22 protein-coding genes are annotated in these 26,510 nt (G+C 56.4%); 14 read left to right on the top strand and 8 right to left on the bottom strand.

What is annotated here, in order from left to right:
- Positions 1-223: 223 nt before the first annotated feature.
- Together ACFFK0_RS05020 and ACFFK0_RS05015 are read left to right on the top strand one after the other, a co-directional pair.
- On the top strand, positions 224-2,635 hold the full coding sequence (locus tag ACFFK0_RS05020; RefSeq protein ID WP_377468826.1) for a sensor histidine kinase: 2,412 nt from the start codon (positions 224-226) through the stop codon (positions 2,633-2,635).
- Positions 2,636-2,647: 12 nt separating this feature from the next.
- Positions 2,648-3,295: a response regulator transcription factor gene (locus ACFFK0_RS05015; RefSeq protein ID WP_377468825.1), complete on the top strand. Its 648-nt coding sequence runs from the start codon at positions 2,648-2,650 to the stop codon at positions 3,293-3,295.
- 68 nt (positions 3,296-3,363) lie between these two features.
- Here ACFFK0_RS05015 and ACFFK0_RS05010 read toward each other — a convergent pair whose 3' ends face one another.
- Complete coding sequence (locus tag ACFFK0_RS05010) at positions 3,364-3,990, bottom strand: hypothetical protein (protein WP_377468823.1); 627 nt, start codon at positions 3,988-3,990, stop codon at positions 3,364-3,366.
- A gap of 5 nt (positions 3,991-3,995) precedes the next feature.
- Complete coding sequence (locus ACFFK0_RS05005; protein ID WP_377468822.1) at positions 3,996-5,408, bottom strand: AAA family ATPase; 1,413 nt, start codon at positions 5,406-5,408, stop codon at positions 3,996-3,998.
- 300 nt (positions 5,409-5,708) lie between these two features.
- On the opposite strand from ACFFK0_RS05005, the gene ACFFK0_RS05000 reads away from it, so the two are divergent.
- From ACFFK0_RS05000 to ACFFK0_RS04950, 11 genes are all read left to right on the top strand, one after another.
- Positions 5,709-6,401 carry an ABC transporter ATP-binding protein gene (locus tag ACFFK0_RS05000; RefSeq protein ID WP_377468821.1) on the top strand — a complete coding sequence of 231 codons (693 nt, stop codon included), beginning with the start codon at positions 5,709-5,711 and terminating at the stop codon, positions 6,399-6,401.
- Positions 6,398-8,887, top strand: coding sequence for an FtsX-like permease family protein (locus ACFFK0_RS04995; protein ID WP_377468820.1), 2,490 nt, complete (start codon positions 6,398-6,400; stop codon positions 8,885-8,887). Before ACFFK0_RS05000 ends, ACFFK0_RS04995 begins: the two co-directional genes overlap by 4 nt.
- Entirely contained in the window at positions 8,880-9,707 is an 828-nt protein-coding gene (locus ACFFK0_RS04990) for a DUF8832 domain-containing protein (RefSeq protein ID WP_377468819.1), read from the top strand. The genes ACFFK0_RS04995 and ACFFK0_RS04990 overlap by 8 nt, the downstream gene beginning before the upstream one ends.
- Before the next feature lie 17 nt (positions 9,708-9,724).
- Positions 9,725-11,524: an ABC transporter ATP-binding protein gene (locus ACFFK0_RS04985; protein ID WP_377468818.1), complete on the top strand. Its 1,800-nt coding sequence runs from the start codon at positions 9,725-9,727 to the stop codon at positions 11,522-11,524.
- A gap of 680 nt (positions 11,525-12,204) precedes the next feature.
- The gene (locus ACFFK0_RS04980) at positions 12,205-13,017 is read left to right on the top strand and encodes a prolipoprotein diacylglyceryl transferase (protein WP_377468817.1); all 813 of its coding nucleotides are present in this window, start codon (positions 12,205-12,207) and stop codon (positions 13,015-13,017) included.
- A gap of 11 nt (positions 13,018-13,028) precedes the next feature.
- Entirely contained in the window at positions 13,029-14,438 is a 1,410-nt protein-coding gene (locus tag ACFFK0_RS04975; protein ID WP_377468844.1) for a radical SAM protein, read from the top strand.
- Positions 14,435-14,800, top strand: a complete 366-nt coding sequence (locus ACFFK0_RS04970) for a hypothetical protein (RefSeq protein ID WP_377468816.1) — start codon at positions 14,435-14,437, stop codon at positions 14,798-14,800. Before ACFFK0_RS04975 ends, ACFFK0_RS04970 begins: the two co-directional genes overlap by 4 nt.
- Positions 14,801-14,822: 22 nt before the next feature.
- Positions 14,823-15,593: an SDR family NAD(P)-dependent oxidoreductase gene (locus tag ACFFK0_RS04965; protein ID WP_377468814.1), complete on the top strand. Its 771-nt coding sequence runs from the start codon at positions 14,823-14,825 to the stop codon at positions 15,591-15,593.
- 20 nt (positions 15,594-15,613) lie between these two features.
- Positions 15,614-16,315, top strand: coding sequence for a hypothetical protein (locus ACFFK0_RS04960; RefSeq protein ID WP_377468813.1), 702 nt, complete (start codon positions 15,614-15,616; stop codon positions 16,313-16,315).
- Positions 16,316-16,321: 6 nt separating this feature from the next.
- Entirely contained in the window at positions 16,322-17,074 is a 753-nt protein-coding gene (locus ACFFK0_RS04955) for an S-layer homology domain-containing protein (protein WP_377468811.1), read from the top strand.
- A 105-nt stretch (positions 17,075-17,179) separates the two neighbouring features.
- Complete coding sequence (locus tag ACFFK0_RS04950) at positions 17,180-17,344, top strand: hypothetical protein (RefSeq protein ID WP_377468810.1); 165 nt, start codon at positions 17,180-17,182, stop codon at positions 17,342-17,344.
- 96 nt (positions 17,345-17,440) lie between these two features.
- Here the strand turns inward: ACFFK0_RS04950 and ACFFK0_RS04945 are convergent, their stop codons facing one another.
- Together ACFFK0_RS04945 and ACFFK0_RS04940 are read right to left on the bottom strand one after the other, a co-directional pair.
- A complete protein-coding gene (locus ACFFK0_RS04945; RefSeq protein WP_512700669.1) occupies positions 17,441-17,677 on the bottom strand; it encodes a DinB family protein in 237 nt (78 codons plus the stop codon).
- A 1,436-nt stretch (positions 17,678-19,113) separates the two neighbouring features.
- Positions 19,114-19,806, bottom strand: coding sequence for a helix-turn-helix domain-containing protein (locus tag ACFFK0_RS04940; RefSeq protein ID WP_377468809.1), 693 nt, complete (start codon positions 19,804-19,806; stop codon positions 19,114-19,116).
- A gap of 171 nt (positions 19,807-19,977) precedes the next feature.
- Between ACFFK0_RS04940 and ACFFK0_RS04935 the strand changes: the two genes are divergently transcribed.
- A complete protein-coding gene (locus ACFFK0_RS04935; RefSeq protein ID WP_377468807.1) occupies positions 19,978-20,958 on the top strand; it encodes a stalk domain-containing protein in 981 nt (326 codons plus the stop codon).
- Between the two features lie 592 nt (positions 20,959-21,550).
- On the opposite strand, the gene ACFFK0_RS04930 is transcribed toward ACFFK0_RS04935, so the two are convergent.
- The 4 genes from ACFFK0_RS04930 to ACFFK0_RS04915 form a co-directional block, all read right to left on the bottom strand.
- Positions 21,551-22,513: an ABC transporter permease gene (locus ACFFK0_RS04930; RefSeq protein ID WP_377468806.1), complete on the bottom strand. Its 963-nt coding sequence runs from the start codon at positions 22,511-22,513 to the stop codon at positions 21,551-21,553.
- Positions 22,510-23,592, bottom strand: a complete 1,083-nt coding sequence (locus tag ACFFK0_RS04925; RefSeq protein ID WP_377468805.1) for an ABC transporter permease — start codon at positions 23,590-23,592, stop codon at positions 22,510-22,512. The genes ACFFK0_RS04930 and ACFFK0_RS04925 overlap by 4 nt, the downstream gene beginning before the upstream one ends.
- A complete protein-coding gene (locus ACFFK0_RS04920) occupies positions 23,585-25,126 on the bottom strand; it encodes an ABC transporter ATP-binding protein (protein WP_377468804.1) in 1,542 nt (513 codons plus the stop codon). Before ACFFK0_RS04920 ends, ACFFK0_RS04925 begins: the two co-directional genes overlap by 8 nt.
- 130 nt (positions 25,127-25,256) lie before the next feature.
- Positions 25,257-26,315, bottom strand: coding sequence for a BMP family lipoprotein (locus ACFFK0_RS04915; RefSeq protein WP_377468803.1), 1,059 nt, complete (start codon positions 26,313-26,315; stop codon positions 25,257-25,259).
- Positions 26,316-26,510 lie beyond the last annotated feature (195 nt).

Genomic DNA, 26,510 nt, shown 5'->3' with positions numbered 1-26,510 from the left:
ACGAATCCATTTCCTCACATGCATTTTCACTCCTGCTCCCTTCCGTTGTATGTAAGCCTTATATGCACCGTTTGGATGGCAAGCATACAAAACGAAATCCCCGTTCCACGGTTCCGTTCGGCGCAGAAATTGCGGGGATTCCCGAAATTTTTGCGGGGCGCGGTCGGATCGAATCCTCTATAATGAACGTAATGATTTTTAAAGATTTAAGGAGACTTCCCCTATGGTTATGGAATTCCGCCAAAGCTTGATCCGAAGCGCCGAGCTGCTGCTGCGGCACATGCCGGACCCGGTCTGCGTGACCGACACCGAGCACCGGATTGTATGGGGCAACGAGGCTTTCCGCAGGCATCCCGATTTCCGGCTGCTTGCCGACACATCGAGCCTCCTGCAGGCCGGACATACGGCCGTACCGATAGAAGATGAGGCAGGCCGACTCTCAGGCTATACGGTGACCGTAAGAGACAACGCCCCGGGTTTGTCCGCCGAGGACAAATACAAGCTTGTCGCCGAGAACACATCCGATACCATTGTGCTGGTTGACCGCCAAGCGATTGTACGCTTCGTCTCGCCCTCCATGTACAGCCTCTCGGGCTATTACGTCGAAGAGTATGAAGGTATGGATGCGTTCGAGGTTCTCCACCCCGACGACAAGGAGAAAACCCGTCTCTCGTTCGAGCAAGCGCTTCATATGAAGCAGCCGGTCGATGTGGAATACCGCCTCTTTCATGCCGACGGACGCATGCTGCATATCGAGGCCCGCGTGAAGCCCGTGCTGGATCCGCATGGCGACGTCAAGTACGTGGTCGCCGTGGTGAGAGACGTTACCGAACGAAAGAACGCCGAGCAGCTGCTCGAAAATATTCTCGACAACGTGAATGCCGCCGTATGGTCGACGGATCCGCATTTTTCCCGGTATACGTACTGCTCCAGAAGCATGGAAGGCCTGATCGGTCTCCCGCGGGACGTGATTATGAGCCATCCGATCCGGCTTCACGATCACATCCACCCCGAGGATAACGAGGCGCTGATGGGGGAAGTGAAAGCGCGGCTTGACCGCGGCCAGCCGGTTACGAAAGAGCTTCGGCTCATTCATGTGCCGGGCGAAACCCGCTGGGCCCGCCTCTTCGTACATCCTTATCTTGACCATAACGGCAGTGTCGAGAGGCTCGATGGGATTATTCAGGATATTACCGAGAAGAAGCGATCGGAGCTGGCCTTGGAGCAAAGCGAGCAGCGGTACAAGTCACTCTTCGACAACAACCTTGACGGCGTGTTCTCGATGGAGCTGACCGGCCTGTATATCGTTCAAGCGAACCGGGCCTTCGAAGCGGTCGTCGGCATTCCGGCCGACCGGCTGGCGAACCGCTGCTTCCTCGGCTTCGTTCATGACGAGGACCACGCCGCCGTCTACGAAACGCTTCATCGCGTCACGCAGCTCGGCGAGCCCGGCGATATCGAGTGCCGTTTGACGGATTACGCATCCGGAGAGCGAATCGTCACCTTTACTTTCGTGCCGATCTACGTGTCCGGCCGCCTTAACGGCATACACGGCATAGCCAAAGATATTACGAAGCGAAAGCAAGAGGAACGCGAGCTCATTCGCAGCGAGGAACGGCACAAAGCGCTGCAGCAAAGCTTGAACCGGTTGTCGGCCGATCTGGCTGGCGTAACGAAGGTGTCGGAGCTCGAAAAGCGCCTGCTCGATGAGATTATGAATGTGCTTCCCGTGCGAAGCGCTTGGATCGAAGAAGGAGACGGGGAGCCGGAACCCGGCTCGGTCGGCGGCAGCGGTATCCGCGTACGGATCGGGGAGAAGCAGCTGCCCGTGTACCTCCGCATCGAGGCCGCGGACGGCCTTCTGCCCATAGAGAAGCAGTGGCTGGAGACGGCCGTTCACTATGTTACGATTCTATATGACAATCTCGGCCTGCTGGAAGATCTCATGCACCGGATGGAGCACATCGTTGCCCGGAGCGATACGCCGCGCTGGATGCTCCGCCTGCTGTTCAAGCTGTCCGAGAAGGAGCGCGCCTCGCTCTCAAGCGACCTGCACGACTCCGTGCTGCAGGATCTCATCATTTGGTACCGCAAGCTGGAATCGCTGCGCTCCTCGTCGGAAGCCTTGGACCCGGCCACAACACAGGAACTGGCCCGAATCGAAGACGGGCTGCTTGATGCGATCCATCAAATCCGAATTACGTGCAACGAGCTGCGCCCTCCTTTCCTGATGAAAATGGGTCTGGTCGAATCGCTTCGAAGCCTGTTTTCCTACGCGAAAATGTTTGCGAATTACGAGATTGATTTTCACGCGGCGGAGATGGATGCAGCGCTGCAGGAGGAGCAAATTCTCGGCGTTTACCGGATCGTGCAGGAGCTGCTCAACAATGCGTCCAAGCATTCTCAGGCGGGCAAGGTGACGATCGTTCTGGACGGCGCGGGCGACCGGATTCGCTTCATGTATACCGATGACGGAGTCGGCATGGATTTGTCCGCGCTTGAGGGTTCATTCGCCCATATGGGCATGGCCGGGATCGAGAAGCGGGTAATGAGCTTGGAAGGGACAGTGACATTCCGGTCGGCGCCGGGGGAAGGACTGCAGGTCCGGATTGAACTGCCCAAATTCATGAACTAAGGGTGAATGCAGATGGAAATTTTACTGGTGGACGATCACCGTTCGGTCGTGGAAGGCACGAAGATGCTGCTGGAGTCCGAGCCGGATATGAAGGTGACGATCGAGACGGACGTTTATTGCGTAACCGACCTCGTGCGGCTGAAACGGTTCGATGTCATCTTGTTCGACCTCTATATGCCGAATATGAACGGAGCCGACCTGACGCGCAAAGTGCTCGAGTATGTGCCGGATGCGGTCATATTGATCTATTCGGGGTTTGAGATTGCGCCGCATTTTAACCTGCTGATGGAGTCCGGGGTGTCCGGCTTTATCGCCAAGACGTCGACCCGCGAGCAGCTAGTGCAGGCGGTCCGCTGCGCCGCCCGGAAGGAGGCCGTCGTGCCGATGCATCTGCTCAAGCAGCTGCGGCGCCAGGAGATTATTGTGCAAGGCGGCGGCGAACAGGAGAAAACGATGATTACGCAGGAAGAGGACAAGCTGCTGCGGGAGCTGGCCAAGGGGAAGAGCAACAAGGACATTTCGAAGACGCTCATGATCAGCCAGCGGTCGCTGGAATACAGCTTGACCGAGCTGTTCCAGAAGCTGCATGTAAGCTCGCGGGTCGAGGCGATCAAGAAGGCGAAGAGCCTGGGGATTTTACCTGCGGAGGATTTGTATTAGAGCGAGTGCGGCTTATGAAAATAGATCAGGGTACCCCGCTGGGACAATACGGTGGGGTACCCTTTTCCCTACATACTTATTAGTCCTTTATTGATGTCTGCTTCTCTTGACAGTATACAGTAACTATGAGGAAAGCTGTTTTTCTGTTCTCTAAAAGGCGTGATTTTAGTGTCATTCCATTCCTTTATCTCAGAAGGATTAATTCCAATTGGACGTTTCTTAGCAACCGTCCCCGTCAAATTAGACTGCCTTTCTATCGCCTCGGCAATTTTCTTTATTTCGCTATCTTCCAAATAAGCTGTACAATAGGAAATGGCCTCAATATGGTTAATTCCAATGGAGGTTGCAAAGGCCAATGCCCGAAGTGTGGCTCCCCGGAACTGCGCTTTTACATCGTTCCAAGTCATTACTCCTATTGTCGTTTTTAATTCGATAATATAAATTTTGGCTCTTTGACAATCGGAAGCTGTACATTCAATGATGATCCCGTCCGCACATTTCTGATTATCTGCATACTGCAAGATGGGATCATGTTCTCTTAATAGTCTAATAAACTTTTTGCCTCTATGGTCTTGGAAGATAACGGTTAATTCGGCCCTCCCTTCGTCACTATTTTCACTTATGACTACTTCGCTTTCGAATATCTCATAAAATTGTGCTTTGGCACGATTTATATTAAAACCAATATCGATCATGCAGTTCACTCCGAATAATTTTGAATGTAGTCTGTGATTTTAACCAGATCTACTAAAGTATCATTAAATGTCTCCATTACAAATCCGTATTCATTTAGTGGAAGACTCTTAATTGTAGTGAACCCGTCTTCAAGGCTGAATTGATATGCGTTTACTATTGTAACATCGTCAAGGACATCTTTGGAGGAATATTGAAGTTTGGACAAAATATCATCCCTTTTGGGATGTTGCGATAAAGTAAGCAAATTATTGATTTGCTGTGCCAGATTATCACTATGTGTTGTAATCCAAACCGACTTTTGTTTGTTAAGCAGCCTGAATAAAAATCTCGCCATCTTTAACTGCATTTCGGAGTGCAGATGCGACTCAATTTCTTCAATAATCCATAAATCTGGATTCGTGTTAGAAGATAGGAATATCGTGATTGGTGCAATTTCAGCAACTAATGAAGAGGTTATGTGCATAGGATAAGCAATCTCTGAATCCAACGGTCTAAATCTGAACATGTTGCTCTCATCCTTTTGAACTTCACCACTTAGCAGTTCTTGATTTAAAAAGTCAATTTCCTCTTGAAAAACTTTCATATTCTGGTCATCAAAGCTATGTCTTTGAAGCTTAGATAAAAATTGAATTACCGGGTAGGTAAGTTCGGTGCCGTTTATCTTCTGGTTTGCCGAATCCTCACGTTCATTTACCAATATATTTTCTGACATGCTGGATTCAAATAAATTGCCTACAATGGCTCTGTATGTATGCATAAAACCGGTCCTAGAGGCCGGTAAGTAGAGTGGCTGTTTATCTTGATTATAAGAAAAAGGATCATTATAAAAGCCTTCTGTAATCATTAAAGTAAGCGAATAGCGTAGAAAGAACCTTACTACCCCTTCCGGATCAGGATTTATATACACTGCTTCAAGAAGTTCCTTTGTCCCATGATAGATTTGTATTGATGCATCCTTCGAATCCTCGTTTATCTCTTTTCTCTTTACTGAACGGATGCTATGTTTTACTCCAAGTTTGAAAGGAATCTGGTTGTCCCTTTTTATTACCAGTTCCCTAATATTAATGGGGAACCGAAATACTTTTTTTAGTAAGCTATCCTGCTGATCTCTTAACATCTGATTATATGCTTCCAGAAGCTTATCCTGATCTTCTTCATTGAGAATAATAGTATTGGAATCACTCTCATTAAATTGATTTGTAAATTTTGTTAATAACTCATTAAACCCTCTATACTCATCGATGTATTTTTGTATCAAAGATCTACTCTCCGATAAAATCCCCCACAACAAAAGCATTAAATAACTTTTTCCGCTATTATTTTTCCCAACAAAAATCATGAATGGGGTAACCGAAATATTTGCTTCCTTTATTTTCCCAAATTCCTTTATATAAAGATCCCATTTATTTGTGGGCATGATAACCCTCCTCCAAATATTACATACGATTATTTATGCCCTATTCGCTATCATTTATTACTGTTTGTCCTTCAATGATATCAATCTTGTACCAATTGCACAAACTTAAATAAGCAATTCATTCCAACCTCTCAAGCTAAGAGCTTATATTCCCACTACTATTATTTATTGCGTCCCCACCGCAAATAATTGCGGGCCACTCCCCACCGTTTGCGCTTCCAGAGGCTTCCTCCTGTCTTATGATGGATTCATACCCCACTGAGGTATCGGGACCACAACATAAACAGGAGGCAACCATCCATGATCCACACGCAAGATCTCACGAAAACATTCCAGCTCGAGTCCGGCCCGTTCACCGCGCTCAAACCGAGCTCCCTTCGCATCAACAAGGGCGAATTTATCGCCATCATGGGGCCGAGCGGCTCCGGCAAAAGCACCCTGCTCCAGCTGATCGGCGGGCTGGACCTGCCGACAAGCGGCAGCATCGCCGTCGACGGCGTCCAGCTGGAGTCGCTCAATGAACATGAGCGCACATTGTTCCGCCGTACAAAGCTCGGCTTTGTTTTCCAAAACTATCAGCTGCTGCCGACGATGACGGTGGCGGAAAACGTAGCGCTGTCGCTATCGGCCAACAAAACCCCGAAAGCGGAGATTGCCGCAAGAGTCAGCCAGCTCCTCGCAGCGGTCAACCTGGCCGATAAGTCCGGCCAGTTCCCTTCGCAGCTGAGCGGCGGACAGCAGCAGCGGGTGGCCATTGCCAGAGCGCTGGCGATGAAGCCCGCGCTCCTGCTGGCGGACGAACCGACCGGCAACCTGGACCGCAGGAACGGCGAAGCTGTGCTCCGCCTCTTATCGCAGCTAAACAAGGAAGAGGGCATTACGATTGTGATGGTGACGCATGACCGCCAAGCGGCGGCGGCCGCCGACCGGATCGTGATGCTGCAGGACGGAGAAATCGTCGATACGGACTGGAAAGGCGGCGAGCTCCAGTGAATCCATGGCTGATCGCTTGGCGCAGCCTGATGCGCCGCAAGCTGCGCACGCTGCTGACGCTGCTGTCGATTGTGATCGGCGTCGGCTCGACGTTCGCCGTCATTGCCTCCGTCAATACGGCGAAGCTGGCGTTCCCTCTCTATCTCAAAGCCGCGTTCGGCAAAGCGGACTACACCATTCTCGGTACCGAAGCCTACTTTCCGGAGGAGCTGCACAAGAGCGTCGGCCGCCTGGAGGGTACGGCGGCCGTGGCCGTCCTGAATGAAAACACGAGGCTGCAGCTTGATAAAGAGGGGATTACCGACATTCAGAAACGGATCGATCTGAAAGGCTACAGCCGCCTGGATACCCCGATTACGAACTTCAGGCTCGTCAAGGGTGACCTCAGCCGCAGCGGCGCCGTCATTACGGACCGGACGGCCAAAGTGTGGCAGTCCGATATCGGCGATACGATCGCCCTCAATACGAGCAACGGCGTGAAACAGATCCCGATCACAGCCATTGTAAAATATACGGTTGAGCTGATGGGCCCCTCCAGCTGGACGATGGCCAAATATCATCCGTGGACCGTCGCCGTCCCGCTGGCCGATCTGCAGCAATGGTTCGGCCTTCAGGGCAAGGTGGAAGGCATTCAAGTCAAGTCGCTCGATCCTTCCCGCACGGCCGAGCTCGAGCACACGCTGGAGCATGCGGTTGCCCATGACGGCAGCGTCTACATCCAGCCAGTCATTATTGATGCCGACACTCAATTCAAGGATGCCGAAACGTTCTTCATGGCGCTGTATATCGCCGGCTTCCTGGGCATCGTCTTAAGCGCCGTTGTGATTTTCAACTCGTTCTACGTCAGCATCACGGAGCGGAAGAAGGAATTCGCCGCTCTGAAGACGATCGGCTACACGCCCGCCCAGCTGCGCGGCTTCGTGCTGAACGAAGCGCTTCTGCTCGCCGCCGCCGGAACGGCTGTCGGCCTGCTGATCGGATACGGTCTTGCCCTGCTGCTCAAAGCCGCCATCTTCCTGCTGTTCGGTATCCACGACCAGTCCGGCCTACAGCTGCTTCAAGGTCTGATCATCGCCGCTCTGACAGGGCTGCTCATCCCGCTCGCCGCTTCCTTGTACCCGATCCGCCAGGCCGGCAAGGTCAGCGTAATCGCCGTATTGAAGGAGCAGCCGTCGGAGAAGCCGCCGCTTTCGAAGGGACGCGCTATCGCAGGCATACTGCTGATCGGTTCCGCCTTCTTCATCAAGCATCTGCTGATGGTAGCCCCTTTGCTGCTGGGCATCATCCTGGTATATCCGTATTTATTCCGCGGATTCGCCTCCGCCATCAAGCCGTTGTATCGCCTTCTCTTCGGCTTCAGCGGTGAAGTCGCCGCCCGCAATTTGCTCCGCAACCTTGGCCGAACGTCCATGACGTCCGTCATTCTGAGCCTCGGCATTGCGATGATCGTGCTGATGAGCTCCTTGAACTCGGCGATGATCCAATCCTACGAACGGGTCATCCATGCGTCCTACGGCGGCAGCCTGGATGTGATGTTCCACCATATCGAGAAGACCGACCTGGCGCAGCTGAAGAGTACCGCCGGCGTTGCCGACGCCCAAACGTATCCGCTGCAAGCCGCTATCTGGTCGCTGAACGGCCATAATCGCAAGCTGCCGGTATACGGCGTCGGCGCCGATTGGATCGACAGGTTTCCGCTGTTCACCGCCAGGCAGAATAGGCCGCAGAGCGAACTCATCCGCAGCCTGCAGCCTGACGAGCTTGCGCTCGACAACATCGCTTTCGGCGTGTGGGGCGGCAAGCTGGGCGACACGATCACGCTGGAGACGCTGCAAGGAGCGCGCCCGTTCCGCGTCGCCGCCGTCGTCGAGACAATGAAAAACAGCGGCTACGGCGCCTTCATGAGCGACGAAACGTTCCGCCGGAGCTTCGGGCTCAAATATGAACGCAACGCGCTTGTCATCAAGGACGATAAGACGAGCCCTCTGCAGCTGCGGGAAAATATTTTCAACCAGTTCGGCTCGCGCATTGAGGAAATGTTCGGTCCGGAGGACTGGGTATCGGTCGTCGGGGCTACGCTTACCGGATCGTTCAGCGTCATTCATTTTCTGGTTGTTCTCTCGATCATCATATCCGGCATGGGGATTACAAACACGCTGCTCATGAACATTATGGAACGGGTGCGGGAGCTGGGCATGATGCGCGCTGTCGGTTTAGCACAGAAGCAAATCGTTCGCATGGTGCTGCTCGAAGGGCTCGGTATCGGAGCGGCCGCCACCGCGGTCGGCCTCCTGTTCGGTACCCTGCTGATCTATATGACATCGACGTTTATGAATTTCCGGTCACTCACGTTTACATTCGGGGTCAGCGGCTGGATGCTGGCCGCCATCGCTCTGTTCGGCTTGGCTGTCAGCTTGATGGCCTCCTTCACTCCGGCATCCCGAGCCGCCAAAACTCATTTAAGCGAGGCGCTGCGCTATGAATAAAACCATTCGTCACCTCTTTCTGCTCTCTGCCCTGGGCTCCGCCCTGCTAACGGCAACAGCTTGCACCCCCAAGGCGACTTGGGACAGCGACAGCACCGTCGTCGCCGCAAGCAGGATCATGGCCGACCAAGTGGACACCGTATGGACCGTCAAGGAGCAAGGCTCGTCCGCCGGCGCGCAAAAGGCGTTTATCCGGCTCGGCATCAAGAAGAAGGACGGCAATCCGATCGAGAGCTTCGATATTACTCACGAGAAGCTGCTGCATCTGATCATTGTCAGCAAGGACCTGTCCTACTTCCAACACATTCACCCCGAATACAAGGGACAGGGCGTGTTTGAGATCGAGAACGAGTTCCCGTCCGGCGGCGAGTACCGGCTGATTGCCGACTTCAAGCCGACCGGCGGCGATGCGGTCACCCGAATGGAGTGGACCCGCGTCGGCGGTCCGGCCGCGGCTGCACCTGCCGATATCGTCCCCGATCAAAAGCTGGAGCGCACTGAACAAGGCAAACGGGTTCAGCTGTCGATCGATCAGCTCGCCGTGGGCGCGGACACGAAGCTGAGCTTCCGCGTTACGGATGAAAGCACCGGCCAGCCGGTTACCGACCTGGAGCCGTACCTCGGCGCCATCGGCCATGTGGTTGTGCTGTCGGAGGACGGCGAGACGTACCTGCACGTGCATGCCGAGCCGGATCAAGGCTCCGGGCCCGACGCCGTGTTCGAGACGTCATTTCCGAAGCCTGGCGTCTACAAAATCTGGGGACAGTTTCAGCACGCCGGGCAAGTGTTCACTGTTCCCTACGTCGTTAACGTCCGCTGAAATCGGGGGGAATCGATATGACTGAATTCCGGCGCTTTACCCCGTATGTCGCGAAGGTACGGCATCTGTATGCACTCGGCTTCATCGGCAGCCTGTTCCGGTTTCTGATTCCGCTCTCCGTACCGCTTGTCGTGAAATACATGTTCGACCAGCTCCTGCAAAATGAAGCCATGCCCGCAGCCGCGAGAGTACAGCAATTGCTGTACATCGCCGGCGCGATGCTGGTCGTCTTCGTCCTCGTTCGCGGCCCGATGGAGTATATCCGGCAATATTTTATGCATAAGGCGAATAACCACATCATCAAGGCGCTTCGTACGGATGCCTTCCGCAAAGTGCACACGCTTGACAGCCGCTATTTGGCCGATCACAAGAGCGGAGAAATCGGCGGTCGGTTCTTCGACGATATTGAGAGAATCCGCGGGTATTTGACCGCGGTGTTCTCCAATGTATGGATTGAACTGATCGTGCTGGGCTTTGTCGTCACCGTCATGCTGACGCTGAATATCAAGCTGACGCTGCTGGCCGTAGTGTTCGTCGCCCTCCAGTTCGCGCTGGCGCATGTGCTGTCCAGGCGGCTCAAACAGACGACGCATTCTATGATGAGCTATCGGTCGGTGCTTAGCGGCTTTATTTTCGAGAAAATTCAAGGGGCCTTCGTCTCCAAGCTATTCGCCGCCGAGAAGCGGGACCGCGAAGAGCTGGGCCGGCATTTGGACCGGTACGAGCAGTTAACCGACCGGCAGGCCGACGTGCAGGCGCTGTCGCTGGCCACCGTTAATATGCTCAGCGATCTGACCCCGTTCATCGTCGTGCTGGCCGGCAGCTGGTTCGTGATGGACGGCAGCTTGACGCTCGGCAGCCTGATGGCCTTCTTCGCTTACGTCGACCGTATGCGCAGCCCCGTGACGGCGCTGGTACAGGCGTACCCGGCTATCACCGAGGGCAATGTGGCGCTGCGGCGGGTGTTCGATTTTCTCGATACGCCTTCGTCGATTCAAGAGGCGGCGCAGCCGGTAGAGCTCACGGAGTTTCGGCATTCGGTGCAGTTTCGCCAGGTCGGCTTCAGCTATGCGGACGGCCGGGAGGTGCTGAGGGACATGTCCTTTACGTTGGAAAAGGGCAAAACATATGCGTTCGTCGGAGGCAGCGGCGGCGGGAAAAGCACCGTTCTGCAGCTGCTTACCCGGATGTATGATGCGGACCGCGGCGAGGTGCTCGTGGACGGAGTGAACATTCAAGAGGTTGCGCTATCCAGCCTGCGGAAGCTGACCGGCATTGTGACACAGGACAACTTCCTGTACAGCTCGTCGATCGGGGACAACATCCGGATCGGCAGGCCCGGCGCCACCGATGAGGAAGTGCGTACGGCGGCAATGCTTGCTCATGCTCATGAATTCATTGAGGCGCTCCCTCGCGGCTACGATACGGAGGTCGGGGAGCGCGGCGTGAAGCTGTCCGGCGGTCAAAAGCAGCGGATTGCTCTCGCCCGGGTGTTTCTCAAGAATCCGCCCATTCTGCTGCTGGATGAAGCGACCTCCGCCCTCGATAACGAAAGCGAGAAGCTTGTGCAGGAGGCCATTACGGCGTTCGGCAGCGGCAAGACGGTCGTTATGATCGCCCATCGTCTCTCTACCGTCGTTGATGCGGATACGATCTTCGTCGTGCAGGACGGCCGAATCGTAGAGAGCGGCAGCCATGCGGAGCTGCTCGCACGGGGCGGGTACTATAAGGAGCTGTATGAGAAGCAGCATCCTTACGGAGATGCGGGAATGCCGGCCGATGATCTGCTGCCGTCCGTTGCTGCCGAAGGCTGGTGAGGGGAAAAAGTGCAGGGGTGACGAACTTCGTTCGCAACACCTGCACTTTTATTTTACGGCCGAGAGGTGGAGTCCGTACGTTGGGCAGGTCGCGAAGACCTTAAAGGGAAAGGCTGGAGCTAATTTTCTGAGATAAGCTGATTTTCATATATTAAGCGGAAATCCTCCCTATTTTTTATTCATGGAAGCGCATTCGATTCGTTATACTACGAAATTATAGGGAGGTTTTCCACCTAAATGAGAATTTCAGAGCCATTCTTAAAAATTAAAGGGAGGATTTCCTGTAAGTCAGTTCAAGGTCCTTCCTGCAAGCAGCCTTACCGCCCTGCCGGCACAACGATTCCCACTATGACAAGCAACGGGCTCGCTCGCCTGCTATGCTTGTTTTCGTTTTTACCGTGGTATCGAAGCCGCCCTGCCGGCTATTCCCTCGCGCAGCAATGATTACGCCGGCCTTCGTGTCGAACGTGCTGACGAATCGATTCCATGGAGGCCGGACGGCCGGATCCGATTACGCCGGAATCGTTGACGGTGCATTCCCCTCGCGGCCCCTTCAACTTCCTCCGTATGCTCGTGTGTCACCGTTTCGGATGTTTTCGAACAGCGGGAGGCTGAGTTTCATGTTATAATTTCCCATATGAAAGCAACATTGCGGCTAACAAGCCCGTCTGGAGGCTATCATGACGTTTCCGGTTTATATTCATATCGGCCCGTTAACACTGCATCCGCATCTCGTGTTCGAGGCGCTGGCGTATTTTCTCGGGTTTCGGCTGTACATGTGGACGCGCAGCAAGGAGAAGCTGCCGCTGGAGAAGTCCATCTGGGTCATTATCGGCGCCGTGCTGGGGGCTGCTGCCGGCTCCAAAGCGCTGTACTGGCTGGAGGACCCGGCTCAGACGGCGGCGCGGTGGCGGGATGTGTCGTATATGCTTGAAGGCAAAACGATCGTCGGCGGCCTGCTGGGCGGGCTGATCGGCGTCGAGTGGATCAAGAAAAGGATCGGCGTCACCCGCTCGACCGGCGACGATATGGCGATCCCCCTCATCATCGGCATGTGCATCGGACGGGTCGGCTGCTTCTTGACGGGCCTCGACGACCATACATACGGCGTAGCGACGGACTGGCCGACCGGCGTCGACTTCGGCGACGGCGTGCCGCGCCATCCGACGCAGCTGTACGAGATCGCCTATTTGCTCATGCTGGGCGCGGTGCTGCTGGCGCTGCGGGGCTGGGCGAGCGAACGGCGGCACACGGGGCCGGGCGGGGCGATCGTGCCGGAAGGCGGCATTTTCCAGCTGTTCATGTTCGGGTATTTGCTGTTCCGCCTCGCGATCGACTTCTGGAAGCCGACGCCGCATCCGTACTTCGGGCTGAACAACATTCAGCTCGCCTCCCTGGCGGGACTTCTGTATTACGGCTGGCTGCTGTCCAAGTGGAGAACGGCCCGGCCGGCAACGCCCACCTTGACGACGAAGGAAGGTACCCATCCATGACCCACGGTCCGATGACGAAGAACCGCCCGTATTTGTTCTACGAGCTGACGAACAGCATTTGCTCGCAATGCTTGCGCAAGGCGGAAGCGAAGGTCATTATCGAGGACGAGCGCGTCTATTTGTTAAAATACTGCTCCCGCCACGGCCGGGAAAAGGTGCTCATCTCCACGGACGTGGAATATTACAAGCGCTGCCGCGAGTTTATTAAGCCGGCGGAGATGCCGCTGCACTGGAACACGCCGATCAAGTACGGCTGTCCGTACGACTGCGGCTTGTGCCCGGATCACGAGCAGCACAGCTGCCTGACGCTCGTTGAGGTGACGGACCGCTGCAATCTGCAATGCCCGATCTGCTACGCCGATTCGTCGCCGCACCGGGAAACGTGGCGGTCCTTGGAGACGATCGAGCGGATGCTGGACGCGATCGTCCGCAACGAAGGCGAGCCGGACATCGTGCAGATCAGCGGCGGGGAGCCGACGATTCATCCGCAGTTCTTCGATATTCTTGATTTGGCCAAGTCGAAGCCGATCAAGCATCTGATGGTGAATACGAACGGGCTGCGGATCGCCCAAGACCGCGAGTTCGTACGCAAGCTGGCGTCTTATATGCCGGGATTCGAGCTGTACCTGCAGTTCGACTCGTTCGAGGAGGAGGCGCTGCGCGAGCTGCGCGGCGTCGATCTGCGGGAGGTGCGGCGCAAGGCTATCGGGCACCTCAATGAATTCAATGTGTCGACGACGCTGGTGGTGACGCTGAAGAAGGGGCTGAATGACAGCGAGATCGGCAAAATCATTCAGTACGGCCTCAAGCAGCGCTGCGTGCGGGGCGTGACGTTCCAGCCGATTCAGGATGCGGGACGGACGGAAGATTTTGACCCGGCGCAGGATCGGCTGACCTTAAGCGAAGTGCGGCAAGGGATCATCGAGCAGTCGGGCGTATTCAGGGCCGAGGATATGATTCCGGTGCCGTGTCATCCGGACTGTCTGGCGATGGGCTACGCGCTGAAGCTGGGCGGCGAGGTCGTTCCGCTGACGGGTCTGATCGATCCGGAGGTGCTGCTCGAGGGCGGACGCAACACGATCGTATTCGAGCAGGATGCGTCGCTGCGCTCCAAGCTGTTCGAGCTGTTCTCGACCGCGCATTCGCCGGTCTCCTCGGCGCTGTCGCTCAAAAATTTGCTCTGCTGCCTGCCGTTCGTCAAAGTGCCGGAAGGCATCGGGTACGACAACGTGTTCCGCGTTATTATTATGCAGTTTCTTGATGCGCACAATTTTGACGTCCGGTCGGTGAAGAAGTCGTGCGTGCATATCGCGCATCCGGACGGGCGGATCATTCCGTTCGATACGTACAATTTGTTTTACCGGGACGGAAAGGAAGAGCTGCTGAAGCAAATTCGGAATGAGGCGGGTGGTCCGGCATGAGCCATGAGCGTGAAAATGGGGTGAACGCATCGGATGCGCAGGCTGGCGGCGGCGGCACGGAGGCTGGGCATTCGGCGCCGCCTTCGCCGCAGCCTCCTTTCCCTTCGCAAGACCCTCCGCCGCGTTCCCGCAAAGCGGAAATTTGGAAGGGCGTCGGGCTCGGCACACTGCTGCACTTGCTGCCGTGGCTGTTTCCCGTCCTGTACTTCGGCATCGGGATTGTGCAGTTCCTTTATTTAATACCGGCGATGATCTTCTTGCGAAACCGGCCGGGTATGGTGCAAGGCTTGCTGATCGTGCTCGGCGTCACCTTCCTGCTCAATGCGGCGTGCTTCGGCTATGTATTCATAGCATTGAATTAACTACGAAAGGACTGCTGTTCGAATGGGAACGTTCTATGTCATTACCGGCGCCTCGCGCGGCTTGGGAGAAGCTTTGGTGCGCAGAGTTCTGCGGGAGCCGGGCAGCCGCGTCCTCGGCGTGGCAAGGAGCCGCAGCGAGCGGCTTATGGAGGAGGCTGGTACGGCGGGTGCGCGGCTAGATTGGCTCGAGTTCGACCTTGCCTCCGGCGATTGGAACCGGCTGTCGGGTCAGCTGGGCGAACGGATGGAACAGGTGCAGGCGGAAGGCAATGTGGAGCGCTGGCGCCTGATCAACAACGCCGGCGTCTTGGAGCCCATCGGTCCGGCGCAGGATGCGGACCTCTACGCGGCGGAGCTGAATATTGCCGTCAACTTGACGGCGCCTATGGCGCTTACGTCCGCATTCCTGCGATTGACGGAAGCGTACGGCGGAGACCGGCGAATCCTCAACATCTCCTCCGGGGCCGGGCGCAAGCCCTACTTCGGCTGGAGCAGCTACTGCGCGGCGAAGGCGGGGCTCGACCACTTCACCCGCTGCCTGAAGCTGGAGCAGGATGCGCTGGCGAACGGCGCCAAGGTCGTGTCCGCCGCCCCCGGCGTCATCGACACCGCCATGCAGGCGTCCATCCGCGCCGCCGACGTGAGCCGCTTCCGCGACAAGGCGCGGTTCGTCCAGCTGCATGAGAGCGGCGGCCTGCTGTCTCCGGACGATGCGGCGGAACGCCTGCTGCGGCTGCTGGAGATGCCGGAATTCGGTGACGAGCCTGTCGTCGATATTAGGGATTTTTCATAATGAGGAGGGACCGGACGTCGATGAGGAAGAAGCTGCTGCCTCTATTCCTAGTTGTCTTGTTGGCGGCTAGTATTGCTGCATCTCAAGCCGCCGCCAAGGATGGGATTGCGGTTAAGTATGATTTTCAAGAGGTGAAGGTGCTCTTTGCGGCGGAATTTACCGCTTACCCGCAAGGCTATGTGTCGCCGAAGGAGCCTGCTTCCGCGCCTTCTGCCGCAAGCTCGCCCGTCACGGCTGCGGTGTACAGCTCCGTCAACGGCTGGGTGTATGGTGCGGGGACGCAGACGCCTGTGACAGTGCCGGACAGCGGGCCGAAGCCTTTGAAGGTGATGTATGGCGTCGTAGAGCTGGTCCCGGCGGGCGGCTACTCCAGCTTTACCGAGCAGTTCATCAAGGTGTCCGACGGCACGAACTCCCTGCGGGCGCTGTCGAACGGACTCACCAACCGGTTTGCGGGAAGCCGTGTGATCGGGATGGATACGAATTTCCTGACCGGCAAGAAGCTGGAGGGGAGCTCTGTCGTGAAGGATTACTCCGACGGCATGAATGCCATTTACTTGAGCCGCAGCTGGGATGAATATTTCAATATGACGAACGTTTCCTTGTCGTTCCAAGCCGACGCCAAAGGATCGCCCGACGCTTTCTTCCGTCAGCTGGCTCAAACTTCTTATACGGTTGACATGGGGACTTGGAAGCAAGTCGGCAATCCGGGGGTGAACTAGATGCGGATGCGGATCGGACGTAGCGGGTGGTCGCGGATCTGCAGCGTTGTGCTCCTAGCGGCAATACTCGCCGTATCCTCGACTGCGGCTGCGGCAGAGAATGCAGGAGACGCGGAGGCGGCCAGGAAGAAGCAAGCCGATACGCTGTTCAGCCTGAAGCTGTTCCAAGGTACGGAGCTGGGTTATGAATTGGACAAGCCTTTTACCCGGGCACAGGGCGCCGTCATGCTGCTGCGTCTGTTCGGGTGGGAGCAAGCGGCTGCCGTGTACACGGTCGACAGCACATTCCCGTTCCAGGATGTCCCGGCCGAGCACTGGGCGCAGAGGTACATAGGCTTCGCCTACAGCAAGGGTCTGGTACGCGGAGTAAGCGACAGCGGCTTCGCCCCGGACGGGCTGATGACCGGCACGCAGTTCACCGCGCTTGTGCTGCGGGCGCTCGGCTACGGCGAAACGGAGCCGGACAGCGCGGCGGCGCTCGCGGTCTCGAACGGTCTGCTCACAGACACCGACCGTTCCCGTCTCCTGGAGACCGCCTCGTTCCTGCGCGGCGACATGGTGGAAGTCGCTTACCGCGCCGTCTCCGCCAAGATAAGGGACTCTGGCAAAACGCTGCTGCAGAAGCTCGTCGAGGAGGACAAGGCGGTAGACGCCGCGGCGGCTGCGGCAAGCGGATTGTATGCGGCAAGCGCGAAGCCGTCCGACGATCCGATGGACAAGATCGAGCAAGCGATCGAGGATGCTTTAAAGGGGAAGTGACTGCATTGAGGAGCGCCGATCATGCGATTGCCGCCGGTGCGGCGTGCCCCCATCGTTCTTGCTTGGATTACCATTTTCACGGTCTACTAGAGGAGGCGCACCGGGATGCTCAGACTGCTGCAGGCCCTGCTGCTGGTTTCTCTCTTTGCATTGATTTACATGGTAATGACCGGAACACTGCTCGACGAACAAGCCAGAACGCAAATCAACTTCGGCATGGTGATCGGGGTACTCTTGCTGATTCTGCACAATCTGCACGTTAGGAAATAGTCCCTCTTACGAATAAGACAGCGGGCCTCCGGCGGCGATCGGCTTGACCGAATGCGGCGGAGAGCCCGCTCTGATCTTCTGTTTTTCCAACCCGCCTTACCGCTGTGCAAACGCCGCTTTCGTCCGGTCGATCTGCCCCAGATGGTTCTGCACATGGCGAATGAAGCCCTGGAACAAGTCCGCCACCGATACCTCGTTGCCGTCGTTCCAGCCGGTCCGCTGCCAATTCTGCTCCGGCAGACGCTCGTAGAATAAAGCATTGTACTGCAAAATCGCCTCGAACGCCGCTACAATGTCATTGATGTCGGCCGCATTCGAGCGTGCATTCTCCACCCAGGCGTCCTGCTCGTATTGCAGCAGCCCCGGCTTGAGCTCCGCTACGATTTACCGCACCCTGATATAGCTGAACGAGGGAGCGCTAGGGGAGGTTTAGTGGGGCCTAGGTTTAGTGGGGCCTAGGTTTAGGAGCGACTAGGGGTCCCCCTACAACGCCCCTTTGGGCCTTGTTTTACCGCAGTTGGCCTCGGCGGCCCCGCAACAACGCCCCTTTGGGCCTTGTTGCAACGCAGTTGGCACCGCTCGCCCTGCAACAACGCCCCTTTGGGCCTTGTTGTAACGCAGTTCGCCTCGCTCGCCCTGCAACAACGCCCCTTTGGGCCTTGTTGTAACGCAGTTCGCCTCGCTCGCCCTGCAACAATGCCCCTTCGGGCCTTGTTGCAACGCAGTTGGCACCGCTCGCCCTGCAACAACGCCCCTTTGGGCCTTGTTGTAACGCAGTTCGCCCCGCTCGCCCTGCAACAACGCCCCTTTGGGCCTTGTTGTAACGCAGTTGGCCCCGCCGGCCCTGCAACAACGCCCCTTTGGGCCTTGTTGCAACGCAGTTGGCCTCGCTCGCCACGCAACAACGCCCCTTTGGGCCTTGTTGCAACGCAGTTGGCCTCGCTCGCCACGCAACAACGCCCCTTTGGGCCTTGTTGCAACGCAGTTCGCCTCGCTCGCCCTGCAACAACGCCCCTTTGGGCCTTGTTGTACCGCAGTTGGCCTCGCTCGCTACGCAACAACGCCCCTTTGGGCCTTGTTGTACCGCAGTTGGCCTCGGCGGCCCCGCAACAACGCCCCTTTGGGCCTTGTTGTACCGCAGTTGGCCTCGTTCGCCACGCTACAACGCCCCTTTGGGCGTTGTTGCAACGCAGTTCGCCTCGCTCGCCCTGCAACAACGCCCCTTTGGGCCTTGTTGTAACGCAGTTGGCCTCGGCGGCCCCGCAACAACGCCCCTTTGGGCCTTGTTGTAACGCAGTTCGCCTCGCTCGCCACGCAACAACGCCCCTTTGGGCCTTGTTGCAGCGCAGTTGGCCCCGCTCGCCACGCAACAACGCCCCTTTGGGCCTTGTTGCAGCGCAGTTGGCCCCGCTCGCCACGCAACAACGCCCCTTTGAGGCCTTGTTGCAACGCAGTTCGCCTCGCTCGCCCTGCAACAACGCCCCTTTGGGCCTTGTTGTACCGCAGTTCGCCTCGCTCGCCACGCTACAACGCCCCTTTGGGCCTTGTTGTACCGCAGTTCGCCTCGCTCGCCACGCTACAACGCCCCTTTGGGCCTTGTTGCAACGCAGTTGGCCTCGGCGGCCCCGCAACAACGCCCCTTTGGGCCTTGTTGTAACGCAGTTGGCCCCGCTCGCCCTGCAACAACGCCCTTCCGGACCTTGTTGCACGCACTATCCCCCACATTATTTCAAAGACAAAAAAGCCGCCAACCCTCGGCGGCAGCTTCATTACGTCTTCACCTTGACCAGCTCATTGCCGGTAATGCCGAACATGCCGTACGCCTTGCCAACCATATCTCTGTCTCTTTCAAACAAGTGCGTCGCTTTATGAATAATCCCGCTGTGTGCAGCTACGTGATTCAGGTTCTCCACCATAAACTCCGAGTTGCACAAGGCTACGACCTGCTTACTGTAATTGAGAAGCTCCTGCTGAAAGACGATGGCTCGCTCCGCAACCTCGGGCGAGTATACGACCGGCACTCCGTCGGATGTGCGCATGTCCCGGTGATCGACCAGGATGTTCAGCTCCCCTTGGCCGTATGCATTGCAAATTCCCAGCAGCGTCTTCGACATATAATCGACAGCTTCCCCGTTCAGCAATCCGTGTACTTGAAAGGACAGTACTTTATTTTCGCTGTCGACATGATATTTGAAGCGCTGCGTGAACGGTACGGAAAAATCCTTCTGCTGATAAGCAGGCGTATCCGAGAAGCGTTCCCCCGAAAACAAATAGGCCACCGATACTTGAAGCGCCTCGGCGATTTTCCCGATGTTCACCAAACTGACGTTCCGCTCGCCGCGCTCCACCCCCGATATGTAAGTCCGGTCCAATCCCGCCCGGTACGCCAGCACTTCCTGCGACATCCCGCTTCTCGCTCTCAGCTCCCTGATCCGCTGTCCGAAATCAAGTCGTATATCCATCGCGTATCCCTCTTGTCGCCCATATTTTGCTATGTATTGTTATCGGCAATGCGGGTCTTTCGATGTAGGTCTTTTGGAAAAATGAAGCCCTTGTGACTTATAGTCGACAGACGTCAACGTTCGGATCGAGTAATATAAAAAACACATAACGGACCAAGGGGAGAGTAGAACATGAAAAAGCATGTACTTTCAGCAACATTGGCTCTTTCGCTGCTGACTTCCGCTGTAGCATCGGCTACGGCGTTCGCAGCGGAGGAGAAGAAAATTGTTACCCAGGCGGGCGGATATGTAACCGTATCCAACGTGGACAAAGAGATTGCATTTACGGATGAAGGCGCCGGCGTCGGCGATACGATCTACGTAGCGAGCGGCCCTGTGAAAGTGAGCGTATCCGGTGAAGATCCACACCCAAGAATTAGTTACCGCCCGGAAGCGAAACTGGTTAATGACTATATGGATATCGGCGAAGTGTTTGAAGCTATCCAAGTAACCGATAATGCTGCCGAATTGACGAAGCCAGGTTATTATTCCGTTAACGTGAGGTTTGGAGCTGACTACACGAACCTCAACGTTGCCGAATTGATGATTCAAATTGTCGGCGATTCGGAAACAGGTGCAGCTGCCGGATCGGACGCCGGTGCGAAGCCGCAGCCAAGCGAGCCGGCCAAGCCGGAAGCGGCCAAACCGGAAACGGCCGCTGCCACTGCCCCTGCCTCCCAATCGGCAGCCGCAAATCCGACCGCTTCCAAAGTGATGGTCAACGGGAAAGAAGTCACTTTCGAAGCGTATAATATCGATGGCAACAACTACTTTAAACTGCGCGATTTTGCTCAGGCTGTGAACGGCTCCGACAAGCAGTTCGAGGTCAGCTGGGACAATGCGAACAATGCCATCAGCCTCATTTCCAAGAAGGCGTACACCCAGGTCGGCGGAGAGCTTGCCGTTAGCGCAGCCGCGGGATCGAAACAAGCAGCTTCAACGAACTCCAAAATCTATGTGGACGGCAAAGAGGTCCGCCTCACCGCTTACAACATCGACGGCAATAACTATTTCAAGCTTCGGGACGTAGCCCAAGCGTTCAATATCGGCGTAACCTGGGACGGTACGGCGAACATGGTCGGGATCGATACGAAGGCGGATTACAAGGAATAGTGAGATAAAATGAACCCTCAGCCATGCGCACCTGTGCATGGCTTTTTTGTGCAAAACTATGATACCGCTGCTCTGATGGGCAATTCTCAGGTCCAAAGACCACCTCTATAAGTAAAGAAATGAACTTTGTACGAAATTCCGTACAAACCCATACGGATTCGTGTAAAAAAGAAGGAGTTAGTACGATATTTCGTTCAAAACCATCTCGATCTGTATTAAATGGGACGGATTTGTATGATTTTTCGTTCAAATCGCCAAGAAATAGGCAATGATTCGTCCCGTTTATACGAAATTTCACTCAAAAAGCAGGTGTTCGTGGAGTATGCCTCGGTATTGAATGTAATATCGTACCAGAACGCTGAAAGCACGTCCTTTGCAAAGGGGATGTACGTAGAACAGTGTTAAGCATTGCGGAGCCTCTCAAACGAAGAGGTGGTGAAGCGCAATTGGCGAATGATATTGTGGAGCTCGCAAGTACTGAAGGTATACATACATTAGAATAGAGCCAGTAGCGCAAAAAGAGCGAGCCCCCTACCGCCGACCGCAATCTACGGCCAGCGAGGGAGACTCGCTCTTTCCTTACACACCTACCCTACCGCTTGCCCGGATCGTAAGGCTCGCCCAGCGCCGACGGCGCGCGGGCGCGTCCGACCGCGCCGGCCAGCACGAGGATCGTGAGCACGTACGGGAGCATGAAGATGAACTCCTGCGGAATGCTCTTCGACCAAGGGAACAGCTGAATCCAGTTGTTGAGCGCCTGAGCGAAGCCGAAAAACAGCGTCGCACCGAGGGCGCCAAGCGGGTTCCACTTGCCGAAGATGACCGCCGCCAGGGCGATAAAGCCCTGTCCGGAGATCGTGTTGTGCGAGAAATTGCTCGTCGTCGTCAGCGTAATCGTCGCCCCGCCGAGCGCAGCCAGCGCGCCGCTCAGCATAACCGCGATGTAGCGGATGCGCAGCACGCGGATGCCGGCCGTATCGGCCGCGCTCGGGTGCTCGCCGACGGAGCGGAGCCGCAGACCGAACGGCGTCTTGAACAGCACGTAGTACACGACCGCCACCAGTAACACCGCAATGTACGTCGTCGGATACGCCGTGAAGATCGCCTTCCCGAGGAACGGAATGTCGGACAGCACCGGAATCGCCCATTTGGTGAACGCCACATTGAGCGTCTCCGTCTGGCCCGCGCCTTCAAACAGCAGCTTCACCAGGTACACCGTTGCCCCGGCTGCAAGAAAGTTGATAACGACGCCGCTAATGACCTGGTCCGCCTTGAACGTAATGGACGCTACCGCATGAATGAGCGCGAACAAGCCGCCGAGCACCACTGCGGCGAGCAAGCCCACCCAAGGGGCCGCACCGAGCAGCTCGGCTTCCTCCATGTAGAACGCCGCGACGGCGGAAGCGAACGCCCCGACCATCATTAAGCCCTCAATCGCAATATTCACCACGCCGGCCCGTTCCGACACGATTCCGCCCAGCGCACCGAACAGGAGAGCCGTCGCAAACACGAGCGTAATGTTGATCAAGTCTCCAAGCTGCGAGAAGAAGCTCACGCTTTAGCCACCTCCGGGTTGCGGCGCCGATAGAACGGCAGCAGAATAAATCGGACAATGCCCTGCGTCGCCACGAAGAAAATCACGCTGCCGATCACGATCCGAATGATCTCCGGAGGCACGTCGGCGCCGAAGCTCATACCGGCGGAGCCGTAAGTCAAGCCGCCGAACAGCGCCGCCCCGATCACAACGCCGAACGGGTTGTTCATGCCGAGCAGCGACACGGCGATGCCGTCGAAGCCGTAGCCTGGCGAGCCGGCCATCACCGTCTGATACTTGAACACGCCCAGCACCTCGAACACACCGGCCAGTCCGGCAAAAATGCCCGCCACGAACATCGCGGTGATCATACGCCGATTGACGCTCATGCCCGCATATTGAGCCGCATGAGGGTTATGGCCGACGGCACGGAGCTCATAGCCGAGCTTCGTCCGCCACAGGATCACATAGAACAGCACTGCGCCGATCAAGGCAACGAGCGTCCCCCAATGGATACGGGCATGGCCCAGCGCTTCCGAGAGCCATGGAATCGTCATCGAGGCCGTCTCCTGAATCATACGCGAGCGCTGCTGCCCCGGCTGGAGCAGGAACGTCGAAACGATATAGTTGCTGAAGAACAATGCGATCCAGTTCAGCATGATCGTCGTGATGACCTCGTTCACCCCGCGGGTCGCTTTCAGCCAGCCCGCGAACGCGCCCCACAAGCCGCCGGCGAGCGCGCCCACGATCATCGCCAGCGGAGCATGCACGATCCACGGCAGGCCGGTCAGCTTCACGCCGATCACCGTCGCGCCCGTCATCCCGATTAGGAATTGCCCTTCCGCTCCGATATTGAACAGCCCCGTCCGGAATGCGAACGCCACGGACAAGCCGGTCAAGATCAGCGGCGAAATTTCGCGAATCGCTTCACCGAAGTCGCTCGGCGATCCGAACACCTTCTTAAGCAGGGCCGCGTAAGCATCCACCGGGTTGTAGCCCCCGAGCAGCATAATGATCGCCCCGAAAATCAAGCCGAGCAGCACCGCAACCAAAGAGACAACGATCGAGTCGCCGCCGAACCATTTGAGCAGCTTACCCATGAGCCGCACCTCCCTGCATTCTCTTGCTGCCGGCCATCATGAGGCCGAGCTCCTGATCGTTCGTTTCCTTCGGCAGCACTTCGCCGACAATCTGCCCCTCATAGATGACCGCGATCCGATCCGCCACGTTGAGAATCTCGTCCAGCTCGAAGGAGATGAGCAGCACCGCCTTGCCCCGGTCGCGCTGCTCGATGAGCCGCTTGTGCACGAATTCGATCGCGCCGACGTCGAGACCGCGCGTCGGCTGCGCGGCGATAAGCAGGTCCGGATCCTTGTTGATCTCCCGGGCGATGATAGCCTTCTGCTGATTGCCTCCGGACAGCGAGCGCGCCTTGTTATAGATGCTCGGCGTACGTACGTCGAACTCTTGAATCAGCTTCGCCGCATGCTTGTCGATCGCATCGTAGTTCATGAAAATCCCGTTGCTGAATTCTTTATGAAAATACGTCTCGAGCACCATATTCTCGTTCATCGAAAAATCAAGCACAAGTCCGTGTTTATGCCGGTCTTCCGGAATATGGGACAGTCCCGCCTCGGAGATATGCCGCGGCGAACGATTCGTTATATCCTCGCCCTTCAACCGCACGCGCCCGCTTTGGACGGAACGCAGCCCGGTCAGCGCCTCGATCAGCTCGCTCTGCCCGTTGCCGTCGACACCGGCGATGCCGACGATTTCGCCCGCGCGCACCTGCAGCGACAGCTCCTTCAGCACCGGCAGCCCTTTCTCGCCGAAGCAGGTGAGCTTGTCGATATCGAGCACGACCGCCCCCGGCTGCGGGTCCTTCTTCTCGGTGCGGAACGTGACGCCGCGCCCGACCATTTTCTCCGCCAGCTCCTGAGGGTTCGTGTCCTTCACCTTGAGCGAGTCGATCACCTTGCCGCGGCGAATGATCGTCACCGTATCGGCGATCTCCATAATTTCCTTCAGTTTATGGGTGATAAGAATGATCGATTTGCCCTCGGCGACGAGACCGCGCATGATCTCGATCAGCTCGTGAATTTCCTGCGGGGTGAGCACGGCCGTCGGTTCGTCGAAGATCAAAATCTCCGCGCCGCGGTACAGCGTTTTCAAGATTTCCACCCGCTGCTGCATACCGACGGAAATCGTTTCGATACGCGCCTTCGGGTCCACCTTCAGCCCGTATTGCTCGGACAGCTTGGCCACCTTGGCGACCGCCGTCTTGTAATCGATATTCAGGCCGCTCTTCGGCTCCAGTCCGAGAATAATGTTCTCGGTTACCGTGAACGGCTGCACCAGCTTAAAGTGCTGATGAACCATGCCGATCCCGAGGTCGAACGCCTTATTCGGGCTGTCGATGTGCACCTTCTCGCCGCGCACGAAAATTTCGCCCTCATCCGGCTGATAAAGGCCAAACACGATGTTCATCAGCGTCGATTTACCCGCCCCGTTCTCGCCGAGCAGAGCGTGAATTTCGCCCTTCTTCAGCTGCAGCGATATCGAATCGTTGGCCACAATGCCGGGAAACCGCTTCGTGATGCCCTTCAGCTCCACTACCGTTTCGGCCGCGCTCATGCGTTTCATCCTTTCCCATTACCGCTGCAAAAACCAAAGGAACAAGGCCAGTTCCAGCAACTAGCCTTGCTCCCGGGTGATGCTATGCGTTATTGTCGTGATTCTGCAGGCTTCGTTCGGGTCCGCACTGTTATTGTGCCGTCGGAACCTTGATTTCGCCCTTGATGATCTTCTGCTTATATTCGTCAACCTTCGCCAGGACGTCGGCAGGAACGTTCTTCTTGGACGTATCCGGCAGACCTACGCCGTTCTCCTTCAGACCGAGCACTTGCACCACACCGCCCTGGAACTTGCCTTCCATCGCTTCCTTGGACACCTTCACAACGGCTTCGTCAACACGCTTCAGCATCGATGTCAGCGTAACGTCGTCGCCGAACTCGAGCGATTGGTCTTTGTCTACGCCGATAACCCATACTTTTTTGCCGGATTTCACGCGATCCTTCGCTTCGTTGAATACGCCGTTACCGGTAGCGCCCGCTGCGTGGAAAATGATATCGACATTGTTGTTGTACATCGTAGCGGCAGCCGCTTTGCCGAGGTCCGGCTTGTCGAATGCGCCGGTGTAGTTCTTCACGATCTCCGCTTTCGGGTTAACGGCCTTCACGCCTGCCTCGAAGCCGAGGTCGAAGCGCTTGATGACCGGAATGTCCACGCCGCCGACGAAGCCGATTTTGTTCGTCTTGGTCATAAGACCTGCAACGACACCCACGAGGTAGGCTCCTTCGTTCTCGGCGAATGTTACGGAAGCGACGTTCTTTGCGTCAACGACGTTGTCGATGATCGCCAGCTTCGCGTCCGGATTCTGCGTCGCTACCGTCTTCAGCTGGTCGCCCATCAGGAAGCCGATGCCCCAAGTCAGCGTGTAGCCATCCTTTACGAATTGGTTCAGGTTAGGAACGTAGTCGGCATCGGACTTGGATTGCAGGTATTTGACTTCCACTCCGTTGCCCTTCAGCTTGTTCAGGCCTTCCCAAGCGGATTGGTTGAACGACTTGTCGTTCACGCCGCCGATGTCGGTAACCATGCCGAGCTTGAACGTTTGGGACGGAGCTGCGCCGCCCGAAGCGTTGTTCGCCGGAGCCGGCGCAGTGCCGCCGTTCGATGCGCCGTTGTCCTTGGCGCCGCAACCGGACAGGACGACTGCTGCGGAGAGCATGAGCGTCAGGGATAAGCCAACCATTTTTTTCATTGCGATGTTCCCCCTATTATAAAAGTTTTGGGTCGTACGCGTGCTTAGTGCGGTTAGTATGTCTATCAGCACGGTAAATTATGTATGCTGCGGCGCAAAATTTGTCAAATTCCAAGCCACGAAAAAATTATATCTACTAATTATCCATTTGTAAATATAATTGCTCACATGGATATAACACCGTGCAGAATGTTT

Source organism: Paenibacillus chartarius (genome assembly GCF_042432825.1).
In the GTDB taxonomy this organism is placed as follows: domain Bacteria; phylum Bacillota; class Bacilli; order Paenibacillales; family NBRC-103111; genus Gordoniibacillus; species Gordoniibacillus chartarius.
Note: the sequence above shows the minus strand (reverse complement) of the source record. Positions and strands in the feature narration are given on the sequence as shown.